This is a genomic window from Tepidimonas sp. HKU77 (genome assembly GCF_049728535.1).
Taxonomy (GTDB): domain Bacteria; phylum Pseudomonadota; class Gammaproteobacteria; order Burkholderiales; family Burkholderiaceae_C; genus Tepidimonas.
Map to the genome: position 1 here is coordinate 2,030,270 of NZ_CP187300.1, position 20,693 is coordinate 2,050,962.

Below are 20,693 nucleotides of genomic sequence, written 5' to 3' on the forward strand. Positions count from 1 at the left end.
CCTGTCTGCCCGTTTTCGGAAGGAGACTCCCCATGCCCCAGTACACCCCGCCCCTGCGCGACATGCAATTCGTGCTGCACGAAGTGCTGCGTGTCGTCGATGAACTCAAGGTCTGCCCGCCGCACGCCGAGGTGGATGCCGACACCATCAATGCCGTGCTGGAGGAGGGCGGCAAGTTTGCCGCCGAGGTGGCCTTCCCCATCAACATCAGCGGGGACGCCGAGGGCTGCCGGCTGGACAAGGCCACGCACACCGTGACCACGCCCAGCGGCTTCAAAGAGGCGTATGCGCAGTACGTGGCCGGTGGCTGGCCGGCGCTGAGCTGCGATCCGCAGTACGGCGGCCAGGGCCTGCCGTTCGTGGTCAACCAGGCGTTCTACGAGATGCTCAACAGCGCCAACCAAGCCTGGACGATGTATCCCGGCTTGAGCCACGGCGCCTATGAATGCCTACACGCGCACGGTACCGAGGAGCAAAAGCGTCTGTACCTGCCCAAGCTCACCTCGGGTGAGTGGACCGGGACCATGTGCCTGACCGAGCCGCACTGCGGCACCGATTTGGGCCTGTTGCGCACCAAGGCCGAACCCCAGCCCGACGGCACGTATAAGCTGACCGGGCAGAAGATCTTCATCTCGGCCGGTGAGCACGATCTGGCGGAAAACATCGTGCACCTGGTGCTGGCGCGCCTGCCCGATGCCCCCGCGGGTACCAAGGGCATCAGCCTGTTCGTGGTGCCGAAGTTCAAGGTCAACGCCGACGGCAGCTTGGGCGAGCGCAACGCCATCTACTGTGGCGGCATCGAGCACAAGATGGGCATCCACGGCAACGCTACGTGCCAGATGATTCTGGATGGCGCCGTGGGCACGCTGGTGGGCCAGCCGAACAAGGGGCTGCAGGCGATGTTCGTGATGATGAACGCCGCGCGCCTGGGCGTGGGCAACCAGTCGGTGGGCCTGACCGAGGTGGCGTTCCAAAACGCACTGGCGTATGCCAAGGACCGCATCCAGATGCGCGCGCTCTCCGGCCCCAAGGCCAAGGACAAGCCCGCCGACCCCATCATCGTGCACCCGGACGTGCGCCGCATGCTGCTGACCGCCAAGGCCTACGCCGAGGGCGGCCGTGCACTGCTGATCTACTGTGCGCTGCTGCTGGACAAGGAGCTGCACCACCCCGATGAACAGGTGCGCAAGGACAGCGCCGAGCTGCTGGCGCTGCTGACCCCGATCGCCAAGGCATTCCTGACCGACAACGGCTTCATCGCGGTCAACGAGTGCCTGCAGGTCTTCGGCGGCCACGGTTACATCAAAGAATGGGGCATGGAGCAGTTCGTGCGCGATGCCCGCATCAACATGATCTACGAGGGTACCAACACCATTCAGTCGCTCGACTTGCTGGGGCGCAAGGTGCTGGCCAACAACGGCGCCACGCTCAAGAAGTTCGGCAAGCTGGTGCAGGCGCTCATCGAGGAAGAGGGCGTCAACGAGAAGATGAGCGAATTCATCAACCCGCTGGCGCAGCTGGCTGAGCAGATGACCAAGTTCACCACCGAAATGGGCTTCAAGGCGCTGCAAAACCCCGACGAGGCGGGTGCTGCGGCCGTGCCGTACCTGCGCGTGGCGGGGCATCTGGTGTTTGCCTACTTCTTCGCGCGCATGGCGTCGGCGGCGCTCAAGGCGATCGCGGCGGGCAGCACCGACCCCTTCTACCAGGGCAAACTGCAAACGGCGCGCTTTTACTTCACGCGCCTCTTCCCGGAGACGGCGACGCTCACGCGCCAGGCGCGCGCGGGCGTGGCGTCGCTGATGAACACCGACGCCGCCCTGGGTGTCGAGGGTATTTGAACGGCATTTTTCACTCACAGAGGAGACGATCGATGAACATCCGTACCACCTTCGTCACTGTCTTGTCGGCCCTGGTGCTGCCCGCCTGGGCGCAAATGACCCCGGTGGGCCGTTGGCACACCATCGACGACCAGACCAAGGAGCTCAAGAGCGAGGTCGTGATCACCGAGAAAGACGGTGTCCTGACCGGTCGTATCGAAAAGCTGCTGCGCAAGGGGGCGGACCCCAACCGGCGCTGCACCGCCTGCACCGATGACCGCAAAGACCAGCCCATGGTGGGGTTGGAGATCATCCGCGGCGTGCGCAAGGTCGAGGGCAAGGACGTCTGGGAAGGCGGCACCATCCTCGATCCCGAATCCGGCAAGACCTACAACGTGCGCCTGACGCCCGTCGAGGGCGGGGCCAAGCTGGAGGTGCGCGGCTCGGTGCTGTTCATCGGTCGTACCCAAACCTGGGTGCGCGCGCAGTGACGCGCCGCGCCCGCTGACCGCGAGGAACCCTATCCATGTCTCGATTCCAAGTTCGCCGCGTGGCCGTGCTGGGCGCGGGCGTCATGGGCGCGCAAATCGCCGCCCATCTCGTCAACGTGCGCGTGCCCGTGATTCTGTTCGACCTGCCCAAGGACGGTGCCGACAAGAGCGCCATCGCCCGTCAGGCCATCGCCAACCTGAAAAAGCTCAAACCCAGCCCGTTGGGCGTGGCCGACGAGGCCGACCTGATCGAGCCCGCCAACTATGACGAACACATCGGGCGGCTGGGCGAGTGTGACCTCGTGATCGAGGCGATCGCCGAGCGCATGGACTGGAAACACCAGCTCTACGCGCGCATCGCCCCGCACCTGGCGCCGCACGCCATTTTGGCCACCAACACCTCGGGCCTGTCGATTGGCCAGCTCGCCGAGCCGCTGCCCGAGGCGCTGCGCCCGCGTTTTTGCGGCATCCACTTCTTCAACCCCCCGCGCTACATGCCGCTGGTGGAGTTGATCGCCACCGCGCAAACGCGCGCCGACGTGCTGGATGCGCTGGAGGGGTTTGTCACCACCACGCTGGGCAAGAACGTGGTGCGCGCCAAAGATACGCCCAACTTCGTGGCCAACCGCATCGGTATCGCGGGCATGCTCTCCACCATGCGCGAAGCCGAGCGCTACGGGCTGACGTTCGACATCGTCGATGACCTCACCGGCAAGCGCCTGGGGCGCGCCTCCAGTGGCACCTTCCGCACCGCCGACGTGGTGGGGCTGGACACGCTGGCGCACGTGATCCGCACGATGCAAACCCAGCTCAACCCCGAGACCGACCCGTTCTACGACACCTTTGCCACCCCGGCGGTGCTGCAGGCACTGCTCGACAAAGGCCACCTGGGCCAAAAGACCAAGGCGGGCTTTTACAAAAAGGCGGGGCGTGATGTGCTGCGCTTCGACCTGGCCAAGGGCGATTACGTGCCCGCGGGCGCCAAGGCCGACGAGGTGTACGGCCGTATGCTCAAAAAACCCGCGGCCGAACGGCTGAAGCTGCTGCGCCACGCCGAGGGGCCGCAGGGGCAGTTCCTGTGGGCCATCCTGCGCAACGGTTTTCACTACGCCGCGGTGCACTTGCAAACCATCGCCGAGACCGCGCGTGACGTGGACCAGGCCATGCGCTGGGGCTTTGGCATGAGCCAGGGGCCGTTCGAACTTTGGCAAGAGGCGGGCTGGCTGGACGTGGCACGCATGGTGCAGGAAGATATCGACGCTGGGCGCGCACTGTGCCGCACGCCGCTGCCGGAGTGGGTGTTCCACGGTCCGGTGGCCGAGCGCGGTGGGGTGCACCAGCCCGAAGGTTCGTGGAACCCGGCCACCGGTCGGTTCGAGCCGCCGCGCACGCTGCCGGTGCACGCGCGCCAGCTCTACCGCGAGCGCGTGTTCGGTGAGACCGGCCCCGACTGGCGCACCGATGGCACCACGGTGTATGAGGACGACGCGATCCGCCTGTGGACGCTGGCGCGTCCCGGACTGGACGATGTGCTAATCGCCAGCCTCAAGACCAAAATGCACGCCATCAGCCCGGCGGTGGTGGAGGGGCTGGACCGCGCGGTGGATGAGGCCGAGGCGCGCTTTGGCGGCCTGGTCGTGTGGTCGGGCGACGAGCCGTTTTCGGTGGGTGCCGACCTGCAGGCCACGCTGCCCGCGTTTGCGGCCATGGGCGTGCAGGCCATCGAGTCGGTGGAGTCGGAGATGCAGCGCGTTATGCTGCGCCTGCGCTACGCGCTGGTGCCGACCGTGGCTGCGGTGCGCGGCATGGCGCTGGGTGGCGGCTGCGAGCTGGCGGTGCACTGTGCCCGCCGTGTCGCGCACATGGAGAGCTACATCGGCTTGGTGGAAGTGGGTGTGGGCCTCATTCCCGGCGCGGGCGGGCTGACCTATATCGCCCGCCGCGCCGCGGAAAACGCGCGTCTGTCGACCGGCACCGACTTGCTGCCCTTCTTGACCGAAGGCTTCAAGGCTGCGGCGATGGCCACCGTGGGCACGAGCGCGTTGGAGAGCCGAAAGCTGGGCTACCTGCTGGACAGCGACCTGATCGTGCCGCACCGCGACGAGCTGCTGTTCGTGGCGCTGCGCACCGCGCAGGCCATGGCCGAGGCCGGCTACCGCCCGCCGCTCAAGCGGCTCTTCCCCGTCGCCGGGCGTTCGGGCAAGGCCACCATCCTGGGGTCGCTGGTCAACATGCGCGACGGTGGCTTCATGACCGCGTACGACTTCGAGATCGCCAGCCGCATCGCCCACGTCGTCACCGGCGGTGACGTCGAGCCGGGCACCCTGGTCAGCGAAGAGTACTTGATGAAGCTCGAGCGCGAGGCCTTCTGCGCCCTGATCACCCAGCCCAAGACCCAGGAACGCATCATGGCGCTGCTCAATACCGGCAAGCCGCTGCGCAACTGACCCCGATGCGGAGATACCCGACATGAAACACCTTCGAGACGCCTATATCGTCGCGGCCACCCGCACGCCGATCGGCAAATCCCACAAGGGCTACTTTCGCCACACCCGGCCCGACGACCTGCTGGCCCACGTGCTGCGCGCTGCCGTCGCCCAAGTGCCGGGCCTCGACCCCGCTGCCATCGAAGACGTGATCTGCGGTTGCGCGATTCCTGAGGCCCAGCAGGGCCTCAACGTCGCGCGCGTGGGCGCCGTGCTGGCCGGTCTGCCCAAGAGCGTGGGTGGCATCACCGTCAACCGCTTTTGCGCATCGGGCCTGTCGGCCGTGCAGATGGCCGCCGACCGCATCCGCGTCGGCGAGGCCGACGTCATGATCGCCGCCGGCGTGGAGAGCATGAGCATGGTGCCCATGATGGGCAACACGCCCAGCCTGTCGCCCAGCATCTTTGCCAACCTGGACAATGTCGAGGACTACGGCATCGCCTACGGCATGGGTCTGACGGCAGAGAAGGTCGCGCAGCAATGGAAGGTCAGCCGTGAGGCGCAAGATGCGTTTGCGCTGCAGTCGCACCAGCGCGCCATCCGCGCCCAGCAGGCTGGCGAATTTGCCGACGAAATCACGCCCGTGGACGTGGTCGAGCGCACGCTCGACCTCGACAGTGGTGAGGTTCGTACCCGCACGCGCACCGTCACGCTGGACGAAGGCCCGCGGGCCGACACCAACCTGGAGGCGCTGGGCAAACTCAAGCCCGTGTTCGCCACCCCCCGCCGGGCGGATCTCACCCCCACCGGGTTGGGCACTGTGACCGCGGGCAACAGCTCGCAGACGTCCGACGGGGCCGGCGCGCTCATCCTCGCCAGTGAGGAGGCGGTCAAACGATTCGGCCTGCAGCCGTTGGCGCGGTTCGTCGGCTATGCCGCGCGCGGCGTGCCGCCGCACATCATGGGCATTGGTCCCATCGAGGCCATCCCCGCCGCGCTGCGCGCCGCGGGCCTGAAGCAGGACGACCTCGACTGGATCGAACTCAACGAAGCGTTTGCCGCGCAGTCGCTGGCGGTCATGAACCAACTGGGGCTCGACCCCGGCAAGGTCAACCCCATGGGCGGCGCCATCGCGCTGGGGCACCCGCTGGGCGCCACCGGTGCCATCCGCTCCGCCACCGTCGTGCACGCCCTGCGCCGCCACCAGCTGCGCTACGGCATGGTCACCATGTGCGTGGGCATGGGGCAGGGCGCCGCCGGCATCTTTGAGCGGGTATGATGGAGCACGCCATGTCCGATATCCTGCAACACCGCGAAGCGGGCGTGCTCACGCTCACGCTCAACCGCCCGGCGCGCAAAAACTCGCTGACCAGCGCCATGTACGCCACGCTGGCCGATGCGCTGGCCACGGCCGTCGACGACTCGGCCGTGCGTGCCGTGGTCATCCAGGGCAGCGAATCGATGTTTTGCGCGGGCAACGACATCGAGGAGTTTTTGAACCAGCCCCCGATGGGGGCGGACAGCCCCGTGCTGCGCTTTTTGCGTGCCATCGCCACGTTCCCGAAGCCGCTGCTGGCCTCCGTGTGCGGACCGGCGGTGGGCATCGGCACCACGATGCTGTTCCACTGCGACTTGGTATACGCGGGCGACAACGCGGCGTTTTCTATGCCGTTCGTCAACCTGGGGCTGTGCGTGGAAGGCGCCGCGAGTTTGCTCGCGCCCGCCATGATGGGCTACCACCGCGCGGCCGAGGCGCTGCTGCTGGGTGAACCGATCTATGCCGAAGCCGCGCTGGAAGTCGGCCTGGTCAACAAAGTGCTGCCGCCCACCGAGGCCAACGCTTACACGCAAGGGGTGGCCCGTAAACTCGCTGCCAAACCCCTGGCGTCGCTGATGGAGACGAAGCGCCTCATGAAGGGCGCGCAGCAAAACGCCGTGGTGCAGTGCATCCACGACGAGGCCACCGTGTTTGCGCAACTCTTGCGCGGCCCCGCCGCCAAAGAAGCGTTCCAGGCGTTCCTCGAAAAGCGCACGCCCGACTTCAGCCGGGTGTAGTGCCATCCTTTTACTCGACGACTCGTGTGCGCCAACCATGAGCCGCTCCGCTGCCGCTGCGTCCCCGATGCCGCCGTTCGAAGCCGAGTTCATCGACGGCGTGCGCGAGATTTTCGAACAAAAGATCGTCTTCAACCGCGTCTTGGGCCTACGCATCGATGCCATCGAGCCCCAGCGCGTGACCGCCCACATCGACATGCGCCCGGATCTGGTGGGGCACTTTGCCTACCATCGCATCCACGGCGGCGTCATCAGCGCGAGTCTGGACGCGATGGGCGGCCTGGCCGTGATGGCGGCCATCGGCGCGCGCCACATGGATGAACCCGTGCCGCAGCGGCTGCAGCGTTTTGCGAAACTCGGCACCATCGACTTGCGCGTCGACTATCTGCGCCCCGGTATCGGCGAGGGGTTCCGGTTGGAAGCGGAGGTGCTGCGCCTGGGCTCGCGCGTGGCCTCTACGCGCATGGCCTTCCTCGCCCTCGACGGCAAGCTGCTGGCGACGGGGGCGGGGGTGTATATCGTGTCGTGATGGATGCCCATGGGGCAGCGTTCGACTGTGTGGCCGCTGGTTTACATCAACCTGGACCGTGACGTCCAACGGCGCGAGCGCATGGAGGCGCTGCTGTCTGGGTTACCATTTCCCTATTCGCGATTGTCTGGGGTATTGTGGTCGGAATTGTCGCCCCAAGAACAAGTGCGTCTGTATTCGCCCTCGTTGAATGCGAAACAATTTTTTCGACCGCTGGTCGATGGCGAGAAGGGCTGTTATGCCAGTCACTTGCGGGCGTGTGAGCATCTGCTTGCATCGGATTGGCCAGCCATCGTCGTGTTGGAAGACGATGTTGCTCTCGCCGATAGATTTTGCGAGATCATCACTGCGCTGCAAAACCTTGGGAATGAGGGTTGGGACCTGATCAAACTCTATAGCCGTCCCGACGAGCGGCCCCGTGCGCGCCAAGCGCTCACAGGCGACTGGGACTGGATCATTTACCAGCGGGTGCCGAGCATGAGCAACGGCTACGTGCTCAGTCGCGCAGGTGCGCGAAAATTGCTGAATCGACGCATTCCCTTCGCCCGCCCGGTCGATGTGGATGTGCGATATTGGTGGGAGTGCGACCTACGCGTTTATGGCGTCCTGCCCTCGATCGTCACCATGGCCCCTTCCTCCGAAGACAGCAGCATCTGGGTAGGGGGGCGTCCCCATCGGAGGTGGGGTGAGCGTTTACGCCGTTGGAGTCTGCAGGCAGATTATTCGCTGCGCAACGCATGGTATGGCGCCCGTCAATCCTTTCCGGTTTCATGACGTTCTTCCCATTCCGTCTGAAGGATTGTGGTAGCGAGACGTCGAGCTGGTTCAGCCCGCGATTAAAAACGCTGGGTCAAACGCCTGAGAAGCGTGCGGTAGCGTTCGATCATTTGTTGCCGGCCAAACTGCTGGGCTACTTTACGCTGCCCCGACGCCGCGAGCTCGCTAGCCTGATCAGGGTTCCGCGTCAGCCATTCCAGCGCCCGGGCCAGGTCCTCGGGATCGGCATGACGCACCAGGATTCCGGTCCGATTCGGCTCTACCACCTCGCGGATACCCTCCACGTCGGAACCAATGGCGCAGCAGCCGCTGGCCATACCCTCGAGCAACGCCAGTGGTAAGCCTTCATAATGCGAGCTGAGGACGCAATACCGAACTCGACCATACAGTGCCGGCAAATCGTCGGTAGGACCCAAAAGCCGTACCCAGGGTTGAACACCCAGTTCGGCAATCAGCGCCTGCGATCGTTTTTGCCATCGATGGCTACCGCCGCCTGCAAGATAGACGGGAATGGGGTTGCCGTTCTTGACCATTTGATGCACGGCCCGTATCAAAGTGGTGTGATCTTTCTGACGCGAAAACCGTGCGGCCATGACCACGGCATTCTCTCGGTCCTTCCAAGGCAGACCTTGAGTCCAACGGCCAAGGTCGATGCCGTTGTGGATAGTGATACAGCGCTCCGGCGGGTGGCCGAGTCGAACCAGCGCTTCACGAACGGCATCCGAGACGGCAACCAGTGCATCGGTACGCCGTGCCAACCACAGAGACTGTTGGCGCCGCCACCAGCCGTACCGCTCACGCACATTGTGTTCGACATGGACCAAATGGGGAACCCCTGCCAACAAACCAGCATATCGTCCCCAGAGGTGATCACTGAAGCCATGCGCAACCAGGATGTCTGGTTGCCACACCAAGCACAGTTGCCGCAATCGCCAAATAGTCAGAAGATGAGGACGACGGGGCACCAGTTCAACGCGCAGCCCTTGGGCACGCAGTTGCGCGACCCGTGCCGTCGGATCGTTGGCGCGTCGTCGTAGTACCAACAGCGTTTCTTGGTCATCGGCCGTTGCCGCGCACAGGTCGATGGCCACTTGGGTGGCCCCGGAAAATCCCCCGGTGACGAAGTGCAAAACCCGCAGCCGCTTTCGATCCGACTGTGGTTGGGTTGTCGATGGGGAGGCCGTCATACCTGTCGGTGTGACCGGGGAGCTGTTGCGCCCATCCAGAGCAGGTTCATGAACAGGTACATCATATTTCCACTGTTATGGGCGAACAGAACCTGGGTCATGCCGAAACCAAAGAAACCTAGAACGAGCACGGCACCGCAAACGGCAGCCGTGCATAGTTCCCCGCTCTCATGCCCAGTCGATGTGGCGTTTTGGCGTAGTGAGTGAATGTAAATCAACAGCGGAATCCCGAAAAAAAGTGCGAGCGCGCCGACGCCCGCTAGCCCCCCTTTCGCCCACAAATCCAGCCATTCATGGTGAGCATGGCCAAACCGCAGAACGACGGGTGGAGCCTCGCCTAAAATCACACGATATTGCTTTTCGCGGTCGTATCCTGCCTCGCTCCATCCCAGCATCGGCCGATCCCAACCCATATCCCAAGCAAGCCGCCAGTGGGCCAGTCGATGGCCTATCGATGTTTCGCTCACTCCACCCTCGCGGAAAAGACTCCACTCCAATGGAATCTGCGCGAGTCTTGCTCCCCATTGTGGTGTGTGGTGGGATATCACTCCTGCCGCGATGAGGCTGGCAATTCCGGCAAAAACCCATAAAAACCACGTCTGCTTATTGAGCGATGGTAATGAACGGCGGCGTGAGCCATCCAGCAACCAAGCCAGCATCAGCAGCACAGGAGCAACGATCCATCCCCCGCGCGTACCGGACGCCAAAGCGGCGTATGCACCCGCCACGATGGCCCCACCCGCAAACAGCTTGACCGCGACACCGCCCGCATGGCGCCACCAGAGCAGGCTCCACACCGTCAGCAGAACGGCAATGTCACCAAACTGAATGGCGTTGGTATAACCAGAGGCGCGCTCCATGCCTTGGACATGGATTTGCCAGGCGGCCGTCAGACCAGCAAACCAGGCGCCGGTCCAGCAGCCCAGCTTCAGCCAGCCGATTGGGGGTGGCTTTCGGCAGACGGCGGTGATGGCGATCAGTGCCAACGCGTATTTGGCGATGCGGCCAAACGCTTCGATGGTGAGCGGCCGCCCCCAATCGATGTCGATGCGCAGCAGCCAAACCAAACCCATCAGCGCCACGGCGATGGAAAACCACCGCCAATGCGACAGCTGCCAACACGTGCGCGCACCACCTGAAAAGAGTGCGACGAAGCCCGCCAGCACGAGCATCAGCGCGCCCCAAGAGTAGCCGCTGGGCAAACCTAGGCTGAAAGCAGGTAGGGCAAACGCCGCGCCGGTCACTAGCCCGGCGACGACGCGCTCATGCCAGTGGCCCGACGGAGGCCGAGCATCTGCCATGAATAGAGGCATAGAGGCGCGCTCAATGCCCGCCCTTGACCACTTCACCCGCTCGCAGTCGATACACCGTGCCGCAATAGGGGCACTTGGTTTCACCGGTTTTGGCTATGTCCAGAAATACGCGCGGGTGGCTGTTCCAGAGCTCCATCCCCGCTTTGGGGTGTGGGCAGTGGACGCCGCCGTGGGCATTGAGGTCGGCGGCGCCGAGTTCGACGACCAGGGAGGCGTGTGCGGTGGTGGCTTGCATGGTCATACCAGGGTCAGCCAGTGGGTGTATTTCGGGTTGCGTCCGTTGACGATGTCGAAGAACGCGGTCTGGATTTTTTCGGTGACAGGGCCGCGCATGCCAGCGCCGATGGTGACGCGGTCGAGCTCCCGGATCGGGGTGACTTCGGCAGCGGTGCCGGTGAAGAACGCTTCGTCGGCGATGTAGATCTCGTCGCGCGTGATGCGTTTTTGCACCACTTCCAGCCCCAGATCACGAGCGATGTGCAGCACCGTGTTGCGGGTGATGCCGTTGAGCGCCCCGGCGGAGAGGTCAGGCGTGTAGATCACTCCACCCTTGACGATGAAAATGTTTTCCCCGGCCCCTTCCGAGACGAAGCCGCTGGGATCCAGCAGCAAGGCTTCGTCGTAGCCGTCGTCGGTGGCTTCCATGTTGGCCAGGATCGAGTTGGTGTAGTTGGACACCGTCTTCGCCTGCGTCATAGTGATGTTGACGTGGTGGCGGGTGTAGCTGGAGGTCTTGACGCGGATACCGCGCTTCATGCCTTCCTCCCCCAGATACGCCCCCCAGGCCCAGGCGGCGACCATCAGGTGCACGCGGTTGCCCTTGGGGCTGACGCCCAGCTTCTCCGACCCAATCCAGATCAGCGGGCGAATGTAGCCGCTTTGCAGACCATTGGCGCGTACTACGGTGCGTTGCGCCTCGTTGACCTCGTCCATCGAGTACGGGATGGTCATGCGCAGGATCTTGGCGCTGTTGAACAGACGCTCGGTGTGTTCCTGTAACCGGAAGATCGCGGTGCCCCGCTCGGTGGCATAGGCACGCACGCCCTCGAACGCCCCGCAGCCGTAGTGCAGGGTGTGGGTTAGCACGTGGACCTTGGCGTCGCGCCAGTCCACCAGTTCGCCATCCATCCAGATTTTGCCGTCGCGGTCGTGCAGCGGAAGAGGTGTCGCCATCGAAAGATCCTTTACTGAGAGGCAGACGCGCCGGCGCGGTGCGATGCGCGACCGTCAGACGCGCGGCGGACTGTGACGAGCGTCCATTTTACGTGGGCGGCGGCCTCGGTGACCGGCCGTGGCGACCCGCAAGCCAAGGTGACGGCGCGAGCGGCCCACAAAAGTTTGATCAACGGCACTTTTCACCCTAAAGTTCGGCTCATGCTGGACGATAACGAGGATGAGCGCGGGGCGTGTAGCTCATGCGCGGGGTGTTGTGAGGGACGCACCATGTTGACCATTTCATCGATTGCCGTTGCGCCAGCGCCACAGTCGACGCCGACCGTGCGGGCCCAGCCCGTGACACCGGCGCGGCCGAGCAACGCGGTGGCGCGCGAGAACGCTGCGGGCGGTGCCGTCGCACCGCAGGGCGAGGCCGCGCGTGTCCAGGCGCAAGCGGCCCCGCCCGTGCTGGCACCCGTCACGCCAGCGCAAGAGGGGCAGCGCGCAGACGGGTTTGCCAATGCAGCGGCACCCGAGCGGGCGGGGCTGCCGCCGCCGACAGCCAAAGAGTCCGGGGTGGCTGCCGGGGCAGAGGGCGGCGGTTTGGCCGCCCGTGTCCGTGCAGCGGAGGAGGAGCGTCGCACCCGCGAGGTTGAGGACGCGCAAGCCCAGCGGCGCCTCGATGAACAAGCGCAGCAGCGCGCGGCGCAGGCCGACCCGGCCCGAGCGCAGGGTGCCCGTGGGGGGGGCACCCCCAATCGGGCGGATGGCAAGGCGGATTTTCCGGAGGTGAAGAATCCCGCGCTCGAGCGGCTCGACACCCAGATCAAGGAGCTGTTGCCCAACACGTGGAAGGCCAGCCGCGCGGCGGTCGACATGGTGATTGGCGAGGAGGCTATCAAGGCCGCGCAAGAGCGCGCCCAGCGGCTGGAGGAATTGCAGGCGCGCCTCAATACCCGGCCGCTGGCCAACCTTCCGCCAGACGAAGCGGCCCAGACGTATGGTGAGGCCGCGCAAGGGGAGTCTCGACCGGTCCCTGGTAGCCAGCTCGATCGGCTGGTGTGAAGGGCGTGGTGCTCAGATCCGGTGTCGCACGCCGGCGGCCGCGACGCGCTCCATGATGGCGCGCGCGATTTGTTTGAGCGGCAGCACCTCGTGCACTGCACCCGCCTGGATCGCCATCTTCGGCATACCAAAGACCACGCAGCTCGCCTCGTCTTGCGCGATGTTGTAAGCGCCCGCGTCGCGCATCTCCTTCATCGCTTCCGCGCCGTCGGCGCCCATGCCGGTCAGCATCACACCGATGGCGTTGGGCCCGAGTACCCGCGCGCAAGAGCGAAACAGCACCTCGACCGACGGTTTGTGGCGATTGACGGGCGGGGAGTCGTCCACCACCGCGACGTAGTTGGCCCCGCTGCGGGCGATGGAAAACTGTTTGCCTCCTGGGGCGATGTAGGCGTGACCGGGCAAGATCCGTTCGCCGTCGCGCGCTTCGGCTACCCGGATGCGGCACAAACTGTCCAAGCGGGCCGCAAAGCTGGCGGTAAAGCCCGGCGGCATGTGTTGGGTGATGACCACGGCAGGCGCATCAGGGGGAAATTCCATCAAAATTTCCTTGATGGCCTCGGTGCCGCCGGTCGAGGCCCCGATGCAGATCACCTTCTCGGTGGACAGGCGCACCGCGCTGGGGGCTGTGGCAGGGGCTGGGGCCGCTGGGGGCGAAGAAGCGGTGTGACCCGTGATGCCGCGTAACGCCGGGCTGCTCGAGCCAGTCGGCGTGGGCGCAGGGGCTGCGCTCAGGCGCCGCACGCGCGCACGCGCCGCAATGCGGATTTTCTCGACGATATCGTCGGCGAGCTGCTGCAGGCCGCTGGCCACCCCGATGCGCGGTTTGGCGACGAAGTCCACGGCGCCCAATTCCAGCGCGCGCAACGTTGTCTCGGCCCCCTGCTCGGTCAGCGTCGAGACCATGACCACCGGTGTGGGGCGCAGCCGCATGAGCCGCGACAAAAACTCCAGCCCGTCCATCTTGGGCATTTCGACGTCGAGCGTGATGACATCGGGGTCGCGTTCGCGGATGATTTCGCGCGCCATCAGCGGGTCGCTGGCGGCACCGACGCAGACCATGTCCGGTTGTTTGTTGATGATCTCGGTCAACAGCGACCGCACCAAGGCCGAGTCGTCGACCACCACCACCTTGATTTTGTTCGTCATGCGGGCAAGAAAACGATTCAGAACAGATCCACGGTACCGCCGGCGTTGCTTTGCGCCAGACGGGTTGCGACGCCCTGGCGCTCGTGGGTTTCCAGTGTATCCGGGTGGGCATGGGCCAACCGTTTGACCATCGCCTTGCCCGTCACGGGAAAGAACACCACCTTGCGGGGGTATATATCCATCACGTCTTTGGACACGACGGGGATGCGCTCGGTGGCCAGGTAGTCGAGCACGAACTGGGTGTTGCGTTCGCCCACGTTCATGCTGGTCATGCCGGCGATGACTGCGCCGCCACCGAAGACCTTGGCCTGCATGTATTCGCGGGCCGAGCCGCGCTTGATCAACTCGTTGATCAACAGTTCCATGGCATACGAGCCATAGCGGCCTGAGGTGTCGGCGCCCCCCTCGGGCAGCATGAAATGGTTCATGCCGCCGATGCGCAGTCGCGAGTCCCAGATACACGCGGCAATGCACGAGCCCAGTACCGTCATGATGACGATGTCTTCATCGCTGACGTAGTATTCGCCGGGCAGTACCTTGACAGCGGCGTATTTGAAATGCTGGTCGAAGAAGAAAAAAGAAGCCTCACCCGGTTTGCGCGGGCGCGACTTGAGCTGTTGCACATGGGTGGGGGTGCGCACCGACGCCGTCATAATTTTTCGTAAATCGTTTTGCCGCGCAGGCGGAACAGGTCACGGGCGTCGCTGAAATTTTCGGCATGGCCGACGAACAGCGTTCCGTGCGGTCGCAGCAGACGGTGCAGGCGGCGCAACACTTGCCGTTGGGTATCGTGGTCGAAATAGATCATGACGTTGCGGCAGAAGATCGCATCGAACTCCTCGCGCAGCGGCCATGACTCCTCCACCAGATTGAGCGTGAAGAACTGGACGTGTTTTTGCAGATCTGGCTTGACACGTACCAAGCCTTCGTTGGCGCCCTTGCCCTTGAGAAAGTATTTGCGCCGCTGCTCCGGCGATACCGCGCTCAATTGCTCCAATTTGTAGATGCCGTGCGTGGCCGTCTCCAGCACGCGCGTGTCGATGTCACTGGCCCAGATGCGAAACCGGCCCTGCAGCCCCAATGCATCGGCCATCGTGATGGCGATGGAGTAGGGCTCTTCGCCGGTGGAGGCAGCGCTGCACCAGATCTTCCACTCGTGCGTGGGCGGTGCCTCGCGCACCATGCGCGCCAGCTCGACGAAGTGATGATTCTCCCGAAAAAACGACGTTAGATTGGTGGTCAGCGCGTTGACGAACTCTTGCCACTCCTCGCTGTTCGGGTGCGATTCGAGCCAATCCAAATAGGCGCGAAAGCTCTGGTGGCCCGTCTCGCGCAGCCGACGCGAAATACGGCTGTACACCATGGCCTGCTTGCCCTCGTGCAGGCTGATGCCGGCGTAGCGGTAGATGAGCTGGCGAATGCGCTCGAAATCCGCCACCGTCCATGCGAACTCGCGGGACTGCAGGGTGGCGGAAGCGTCGGCCATCATCGTGGTGTAGGGGCGCAACGCGCCGTTATTGACGCGCCCGGCGCACCAGCGACGACGTGTCCAGGATCAGTGAGACGCTGCCGTCACCCAGGATGGTGGCGCCGGAGACGTTGGGCACCTTGCGGTAGTTGGCTTCGAGGTTTTTGATCACCACCTGCTGTTGGCCCAGCAGTTCGTCGACCATGAGCGCCACCCGCGCGCCATCGGACTCGATGACCACCATGATGCTGTTGGCCGAAGGATCGCTGCCCGCGCGGGGCACCTGGAACAAGCGGTCGAGCTCCACCACCGGCATGTATTCGTCGCGTACCTTGATGAGCTGCGCACTTTGGGCGACGGTGTTGATGTCGCTGGCCTGTACCTGGAACGATTCGACCACCGATGACAGTGGCAGGATGTAGACCTCTTTGCCCACGCGCACGGTCATGCCGTCCATGATGGCCAGCGTCAGCGGCAGGCGCACCCGCACGCTCATGCCATAGCCTTCTGCGGAGTCGATCTCCACCGAGCCGCCCAGCGCCGAAATGTTCTTTTTCACGACATCCATCCCGACGCCGCGTCCCGAGACATCGGTGACCACATCCGCGGTGGAGAAGCCCGGCGCAAAAATGAGCTGCCAGACCTCACTGTCGCTCATGTCGTCCGAGCAGGGGATGCCTTTTTCCCGCGCCTTTTTCAGCAATTTGGCGCGCGACAGGCCGCGGCCGTCGTCGCGCACTTCGATGAGGATCGAGCCCCCTTGGTGCGCCGCCGACAGCGTGATCGTGCCCACCTCGGGCTTGCCCTTGGCCAGGCGCTCATGGGGCAGCTCGATGCCATGGTCGCAGCTGTTGCGGATCAGGTGGGTCAGGGGATCGGTGATCTTTTCGATTAGGCCCTTGTCGAGTTCGGTCGCCTCACCGTGCGTGACCAGCTCCACCTTCTTGCCGAGCTTGCTGGCCAGGTCGCGCAGCATGCGTGGGAAGCGGCTGAACACCACCGACATCGGGATCATGCGGATCGACATGACCGATTCCTGCAGGTCACGCGTGTTGCGCTCCAGATCGGCGAGGCCGGCCAGCAGCTGCTGGTGCAGGGTAGCGTCCAGGTCTCGGCTGTACTGCGCCAACATAGCCTGGGTGATGACGAGTTCGCCCACTTGGTTGATGAGCTGGTCGATCTTGCTGACCGACACGCGCAGCGTCGTGGTCTCGAGCTGCGCCGTCGAGGCCTGCCGTGCGGCCTTGGCGGCCGATTCACGCGTGCGCGCTTCCGCGCTCGGCGCGCCGGCGTCGCCCTGAGCGGGGTGTAAATGTGCCTGGGTCTCGGCCTGCACGCTGGCGGCGTGTTCGTCAGGCGTGATGGGGTTGCCCGGTGCGCCAGCGAAGAGGCCGTAGCCATGCACTTCGTCCTTGCCAGGCACTGGCGCGCCGGTCGCTGGATCCGGCTGGGTACCCGCCACGGGGCTGCCGGGGGCGCCAGCGAAAAGTCCGAAGCCCTCCTCGATGACGTCGCGGCTGTGCTCCACGCTGGTCCCGACGGCCGATGCCGTCATCGGCGATGCCGTGGATGCCGCGGGTTCGGGTGCCCCGGTCAGCGGCACCAACGTCACCTGGTCACGCGCAACGTGGAAGGCGAACAGATCCAGCAGCTCGTCATCGGTGCTGCTGGTGTCGATGTCGTAGATGCGGTACGCGCCCTCGTCGCGCTCGGCGGTGATGTGGCCTAGCCCGGCAATGTCACGAAACAAGTCCTTGATGGGGTCTGCCAGGTCGAGCCGAGCCAGTGGCCCGATACGCGCTTGCAGGCGCCGAGGGACGCCAGGCGGAGCGGCAGCCGGCATGCCGCCAGCCCCCATGGGTGCTGGCGCGGCGGTCGCGGGCGGCGGTGGTGGGGGCGGAGGGGGCGGTGGGGGTGGAGCGACGGGGGCAGCGGCCTGCCCGCTGGCCAGCTGGCGGATGCGCGCGACCAAGCCAGAGGTCTCCGGTGGCTCGCCGCCCAAGCCCTGGTGCCGCGCCAGCAGCCCTTTGAGCGCGTCGCTCGACTCCAGCAGTACGTCGACCATGGGCGCGGTCGGCACCAGTTCATGGCGGCGCAGCTTGTCGAGCAGCGACTCCATCTGGTGCGTGAGCTCGGCAACGTCCTCGAAGCCGAAAGTCGCGGCGCCCCCTTTGATCGAGTGCGCGCAGCGGAAGATCGCGTTGAGCGTCTCGTCGTCGACCGTGTCCAGGTCCAGGTTGAGCAGCAGCTGCTCCATCTGCTCCAGGTTCTCGCCCGCTTCTTCGAAGAAGATTTGGTAGAACTGGGTCAGGTCGAAGCCGTCATTCGCGGTGTCTGCCATGGCGGGGCTCTCGGTCGTCTCGGGGCGGGTGGACGTGGGGGTCAGCGGATGACCTTGCGGATCACTTCGATCAGCCGGTTTGGGTCGAACGGCTTGACCAGCCAGCCGGTGGCGCCGGCAGCCCGGCCCGCTTGCTTCATCTGGTCGCTCGACTCCGTGGTCAGGATCAGGATGGGCGTCTGCGCGTATTGGGGATGCTCGCGCAGCTTGCGCGTCAGGCCGATGCCATCGAGCCGCGGCATGTTCTGGTCCGTCAGCACCAGGTCGAACCGCTGTTTCTGTGCTTTCTCGTAGGCGTCGACGCCATCGACGGCCTCCACCACCTGAAAGCCCGCGCCCACCAGGGTGAACGACACCATTTTGCGCATGGAGGCGGAATCATCAACGGCCAGGATCGAGTGCATGGGCGAACCTTGTGGGAGTGATACGTTCAAAACAATTCGATGGAGCCAGCATCCATCTCACTTTGGGTGACCGGATTGGGCCGCTGAGGCAGGTGGGTGACCACCATGCCCACTTCGTCCTCTTCGGGCTCCATGACCTGCTCGGCCAGCGTGTATGCGCAGCCGCGCAGCACTTTGCCCGTATGAACCAGCAGTTGCGTGGCCATGTCGTGGAATTGCAGCTCCAGCACGGCGCTACGCAGCGTTTCGCGCAGCTCTTGCAGCGCGGGCGAATCGTGTGCCGGCCCCAGAGCATCTGCGGCGGCAAGGGCGCGGTTGAAGCGGTCCAACAGGTTGCTGGTCGCGTGATCCAGCAGCCCCTCCAGGCGCTTGAGGTCGTTCATCGCCACCAGCAGCGAATCCTGCAAATCGGCCACCACGGCCAAGCGAACCTCGACGGTGGGTTCATCATCGGCCTCGGCCGGCGCGGGTCGGGGCTCGATCACGGTCACCTCTTCCCGCGGCCAACGGCGGCGCTGGGGTTGAGGGGCGGGGGATGCCGGATCTGCCATGGGAAAGCCCAAAAGGGGATCGGATAGGATCGGTATCCGTAAATATACCGGCATCTGGTGCCGGTGCGACCCGGGGTTGTTCCGGATCGTGACGAAAATCGATGTTGGGGCGATTTGGGGCACACTTTCCCGCACAATCGGGACCGACGGGGTGCAGCGCCGCGTCGGTGAAGCCGACTGAGCCGCGGCCAGCGCGTCCGTGTCCCCTTGACTTGTTGCGGTTCGTCGTCGCGTGAACGTTTTGCGTCTTTTGCATCTAGAAGACAACCCGGTCGATCACGGGTTGCTGGTGCGCGCGCTGCGCCGCGCGGAGGTCGAGGCCGACGTGGTGCTGGTCGATGCGATGCCAGCGTTTCAGGCTGCGCTGGCCGACGGCGCTGCCCCGGCTTTCGACGCCGTGCTCGCCGACTACCACCTGGCCGGGTTCTGCGGCATGGAGGCGTGGGAGTGGTTGCAGGCGCAAGGGCTCGATCTTCCGTTCATTCTGGTCTCCGGTGCCATCGGTGAGGCCACCGTGGCCGACGCCATGGTGCGCGGCGTCAGCGACTATGTAGACAAGTCACAACTGTCACGCCTACCGCGGGTGCTGCTGCGGGCGCTGGAGTTGTCGGCGACACGGCGCGCGCAGGCCGAAGCGGCGCGTGAGCTGGCCGCCTCGCGCCAGCGCCTGCTGGAGCTGACCGAGCATCTACAAACCAGCATCGACCGCGAGCGCGCCGACATCGCGCGCGAGATCCACGACGACATCGGCGGCGCTTTGGCGGCCGTCAAGCTGGATTTGGCGTGGCTGGCGCGCCGCTTGATGGACGAGGAGGCGCTGGCGCACGTGCGCTCGGCGCTGGCGATGGCCGAACAGGCGCTCGAAGCCAGCCAGCGCCTCATGCGCAACCTGCGCCCTGCGGTGCTCGACCAGGGCCTGATGCCGGCGCTGCAATGGCTCACGCGCACGTTTGCCGAGCGCACGGGGCTGGAGGTGCAGCTGCGCGGCAGGCTGTGCCAGCCGTTGCTCGCGCGTCACGAGATGGTGGCATACCGCACAGTACAAGAGGCGCTCACCAACGTGCTCAAACACGCGCAGGCGCGCCGGGTCACGATCGACGTCAGCGATCTGGAGGATCACCTCACGATCGAAATCGCCGACGACGGGCGCGGCGCGAGCGCGCAGGAGCTGGGCAAGGAGCGCTCGTTTGGGCTGCTGGGCCTGCGTGAGCGCGCCCAATCCGTGGGCGGCTGGCTGGACGTGGTCACGGCCCCCGGCCAGGGCATGACCTTGATCCTGTCGGTGCCGCTGGCCGAGGCGTTATCGACGACGCATGAGGAGGACGACGCATGATTCGTGTGGTGCTGTGCGACGACCATGCCGTGGTGCGCCGCGGGGTGCGCGACACGCTGATGGAAGCCACGGACATCCAGGTGGTGGCCGAAGCCGACAGCTACCCCGCGCTGCGCGAAGCCCTGCGACGCGAAAAGCCCGACGTGCTGCTGCTGGATGTGGACTTGCCCGGCCGCAGCGGGTTGGAGATCCTTGCCGTGCTGCAAGAGGAGGGCAACCCGGTGCGCACGGTCATGGTCAGCATGTACCCGGAGGACCAGTACGCCATCCGCTGCCTGCGCGCGGGCGCCATGGGGTATTTGAACAAGGGCGGTGACCCGCAGGCGCTGATTGCCGCCGTGCGCACCGTGGCGCAGGGGCGCAAGTACATCACCCCCGAGATTGCCGAGCTGCTGGCCAACCACTTGCAAGCGCCCGACAGCGGCGAGCTGCACGACAGCCTGTCCGAGCGCGAGCTGCAGACGCTGCGCCTGATTGCCTCGGGCAAGAAGCTGTCGCAGATTGCCGAGGCGCTCATGATCAGCCCCAAGACCGTGAGCGTCTACCGTGCGCGCGTGCTGGAAAAGCTGGGGTTGAGCAACAACGCCGAGCTCACCGTCTACGCGATCCGCAACAAGCTGGTGTGAGCG

General features: G+C 65.1%; 20 protein-coding genes. 10 read left to right on the forward strand and 10 right to left on the reverse strand.

Annotated elements, in window-relative coordinates; genetic code table 11:
- Positions 1 to 32 precede the first annotated feature (32 nt).
- From ACPP3B_RS09790 to ACPP3B_RS09820, 7 genes are read left to right on the forward strand one after another with little or no spacing between them, the layout of a single operon-like run.
- Positions 33 to 1,841 carry an acyl-CoA dehydrogenase C-terminal domain-containing protein gene (locus ACPP3B_RS09790; protein WP_424858862.1) on the forward strand — a complete coding sequence of 603 codons (1,809 nt, stop codon included), beginning with the start codon at positions 33 to 35 and terminating at the stop codon, positions 1,839 to 1,841.
- A gap of 32 nt (positions 1,842 to 1,873) precedes the next feature.
- A complete protein-coding gene (locus tag ACPP3B_RS09795; RefSeq protein ID WP_424858863.1) occupies positions 1,874 to 2,311 on the forward strand; it encodes a DUF2147 domain-containing protein in 438 nt (145 codons plus the stop codon).
- 35 nt (positions 2,312 to 2,346) lie between these two features.
- Positions 2,347 to 4,758, forward strand: coding sequence for a 3-hydroxyacyl-CoA dehydrogenase NAD-binding domain-containing protein (locus tag ACPP3B_RS09800; RefSeq protein ID WP_424858864.1), 2,412 nt, complete (start codon positions 2,347 to 2,349; stop codon positions 4,756 to 4,758).
- A 22-nt stretch (positions 4,759 to 4,780) separates the two neighbouring features.
- Entirely contained in the window at positions 4,781 to 6,016 is a 1,236-nt protein-coding gene (locus tag ACPP3B_RS09805) for an acetyl-CoA C-acyltransferase (RefSeq protein WP_424858865.1), read from the forward strand.
- Between the two features lie 11 nt (positions 6,017 to 6,027).
- Positions 6,028 to 6,792 (forward strand): enoyl-CoA hydratase, encoded by a 765-nt coding sequence (locus ACPP3B_RS09810; RefSeq protein WP_424858866.1) that lies wholly within the window; start codon positions 6,028 to 6,030, stop codon positions 6,790 to 6,792.
- 37 nt (positions 6,793 to 6,829) lie between these two features.
- A complete protein-coding gene (locus ACPP3B_RS09815) occupies positions 6,830 to 7,321 on the forward strand; it encodes a thioesterase family protein (protein ID WP_424858867.1) in 492 nt (163 codons plus the stop codon).
- A 9-nt stretch (positions 7,322 to 7,330) separates the two neighbouring features.
- Positions 7,331 to 8,095, forward strand: a complete 765-nt coding sequence (locus tag ACPP3B_RS09820; RefSeq protein WP_424858868.1) for a glycosyltransferase family 25 protein — start codon at positions 7,331 to 7,333, stop codon at positions 8,093 to 8,095.
- A 62-nt stretch (positions 8,096 to 8,157) separates the two neighbouring features.
- On the opposite strand, the gene ACPP3B_RS09825 is transcribed toward ACPP3B_RS09820, so the two are convergent.
- The 4 genes from ACPP3B_RS09825 to ACPP3B_RS09840 are packed head-to-tail and all read right to left on the reverse strand — an operon-like array spanning position 8,158 to position 11,771.
- A complete protein-coding gene (locus ACPP3B_RS09825) occupies positions 8,158 to 9,285 on the reverse strand; it encodes a glycosyltransferase family 4 protein (protein WP_424858869.1) in 1,128 nt (375 codons plus the stop codon).
- Positions 9,282 to 10,598, reverse strand: coding sequence for an O-antigen ligase family protein (locus ACPP3B_RS09830; protein WP_424858870.1), 1,317 nt, complete (start codon positions 10,596 to 10,598; stop codon positions 9,282 to 9,284). The genes ACPP3B_RS09825 and ACPP3B_RS09830 overlap by 4 nt, the downstream gene beginning before the upstream one ends.
- Before the next feature lie 10 nt (positions 10,599 to 10,608).
- Complete coding sequence (locus ACPP3B_RS09835) at positions 10,609 to 10,839, reverse strand: zinc-finger domain-containing protein (protein WP_424858871.1); 231 nt, start codon at positions 10,837 to 10,839, stop codon at positions 10,609 to 10,611.
- Positions 10,836 to 11,771 (reverse strand): branched-chain amino acid transaminase, encoded by a 936-nt coding sequence (locus ACPP3B_RS09840; RefSeq protein ID WP_299021911.1) that lies wholly within the window; start codon positions 11,769 to 11,771, stop codon positions 10,836 to 10,838. The genes ACPP3B_RS09835 and ACPP3B_RS09840 overlap by 4 nt, the downstream gene beginning before the upstream one ends.
- Positions 11,772 to 12,041: 270 nt before the next feature.
- On the opposite strand from ACPP3B_RS09840, the gene ACPP3B_RS09845 reads away from it, so the two are divergent.
- Positions 12,042 to 12,818, forward strand: a complete 777-nt coding sequence (locus ACPP3B_RS09845) for a hypothetical protein (RefSeq protein WP_424858872.1) — start codon at positions 12,042 to 12,044, stop codon at positions 12,816 to 12,818.
- A 12-nt stretch (positions 12,819 to 12,830) separates the two neighbouring features.
- Here the strand turns inward: ACPP3B_RS09845 and ACPP3B_RS09850 are convergent, their stop codons facing one another.
- Genes ACPP3B_RS09850 through ACPP3B_RS09875 form a run of 6 tightly spaced genes read right to left on the reverse strand, consistent with a single transcriptional unit; the run spans position 12,831 to position 18,731 of the window.
- The gene (locus ACPP3B_RS09850; RefSeq protein WP_424858873.1) at positions 12,831 to 13,967 is read right to left on the reverse strand and encodes a protein-glutamate methylesterase/protein-glutamine glutaminase; all 1,137 of its coding nucleotides are present in this window, start codon (positions 13,965 to 13,967) and stop codon (positions 12,831 to 12,833) included.
- Between the two features lie 17 nt (positions 13,968 to 13,984).
- Positions 13,985 to 14,620 carry a chemoreceptor glutamine deamidase CheD gene (gene cheD, locus ACPP3B_RS09855; protein WP_424858874.1) on the reverse strand — a complete coding sequence of 212 codons (636 nt, stop codon included), beginning with the start codon at positions 14,618 to 14,620 and terminating at the stop codon, positions 13,985 to 13,987.
- Positions 14,617 to 15,456: a CheR family methyltransferase gene (locus ACPP3B_RS09860; protein WP_424860177.1), complete on the reverse strand. Its 840-nt coding sequence runs from the start codon at positions 15,454 to 15,456 to the stop codon at positions 14,617 to 14,619. Before ACPP3B_RS09860 ends, cheD begins: the two co-directional genes overlap by 4 nt.
- Positions 15,457 to 15,481: 25 nt before the next feature.
- Positions 15,482 to 17,776, reverse strand: a complete 2,295-nt coding sequence (locus tag ACPP3B_RS09865; RefSeq protein ID WP_424858875.1) for a chemotaxis protein CheW — start codon at positions 17,774 to 17,776, stop codon at positions 15,482 to 15,484.
- A gap of 41 nt (positions 17,777 to 17,817) precedes the next feature.
- On the reverse strand, positions 17,818 to 18,180 hold the full coding sequence (locus tag ACPP3B_RS09870; RefSeq protein ID WP_299020467.1) for a response regulator: 363 nt from the start codon (positions 18,178 to 18,180) through the stop codon (positions 17,818 to 17,820).
- A gap of 26 nt (positions 18,181 to 18,206) precedes the next feature.
- Entirely contained in the window at positions 18,207 to 18,731 is a 525-nt protein-coding gene (locus tag ACPP3B_RS09875) for a hypothetical protein (protein ID WP_424858876.1), read from the reverse strand.
- A 232-nt stretch (positions 18,732 to 18,963) separates the two neighbouring features.
- On the opposite strand from ACPP3B_RS09875, the gene ACPP3B_RS09880 reads away from it, so the two are divergent.
- On the forward strand, positions 18,964 to 20,064 hold the full coding sequence (locus ACPP3B_RS09880; protein WP_424858877.1) for an ATP-binding protein: 1,101 nt from the start codon (positions 18,964 to 18,966) through the stop codon (positions 20,062 to 20,064).
- Positions 20,061 to 20,690, forward strand: coding sequence for a response regulator (locus ACPP3B_RS09885; protein WP_299020462.1), 630 nt, complete (start codon positions 20,061 to 20,063; stop codon positions 20,688 to 20,690). The genes ACPP3B_RS09880 and ACPP3B_RS09885 overlap by 4 nt, the downstream gene beginning before the upstream one ends.
- The last annotated feature ends 3 nt before the right edge of the window (positions 20,691 to 20,693 follow it).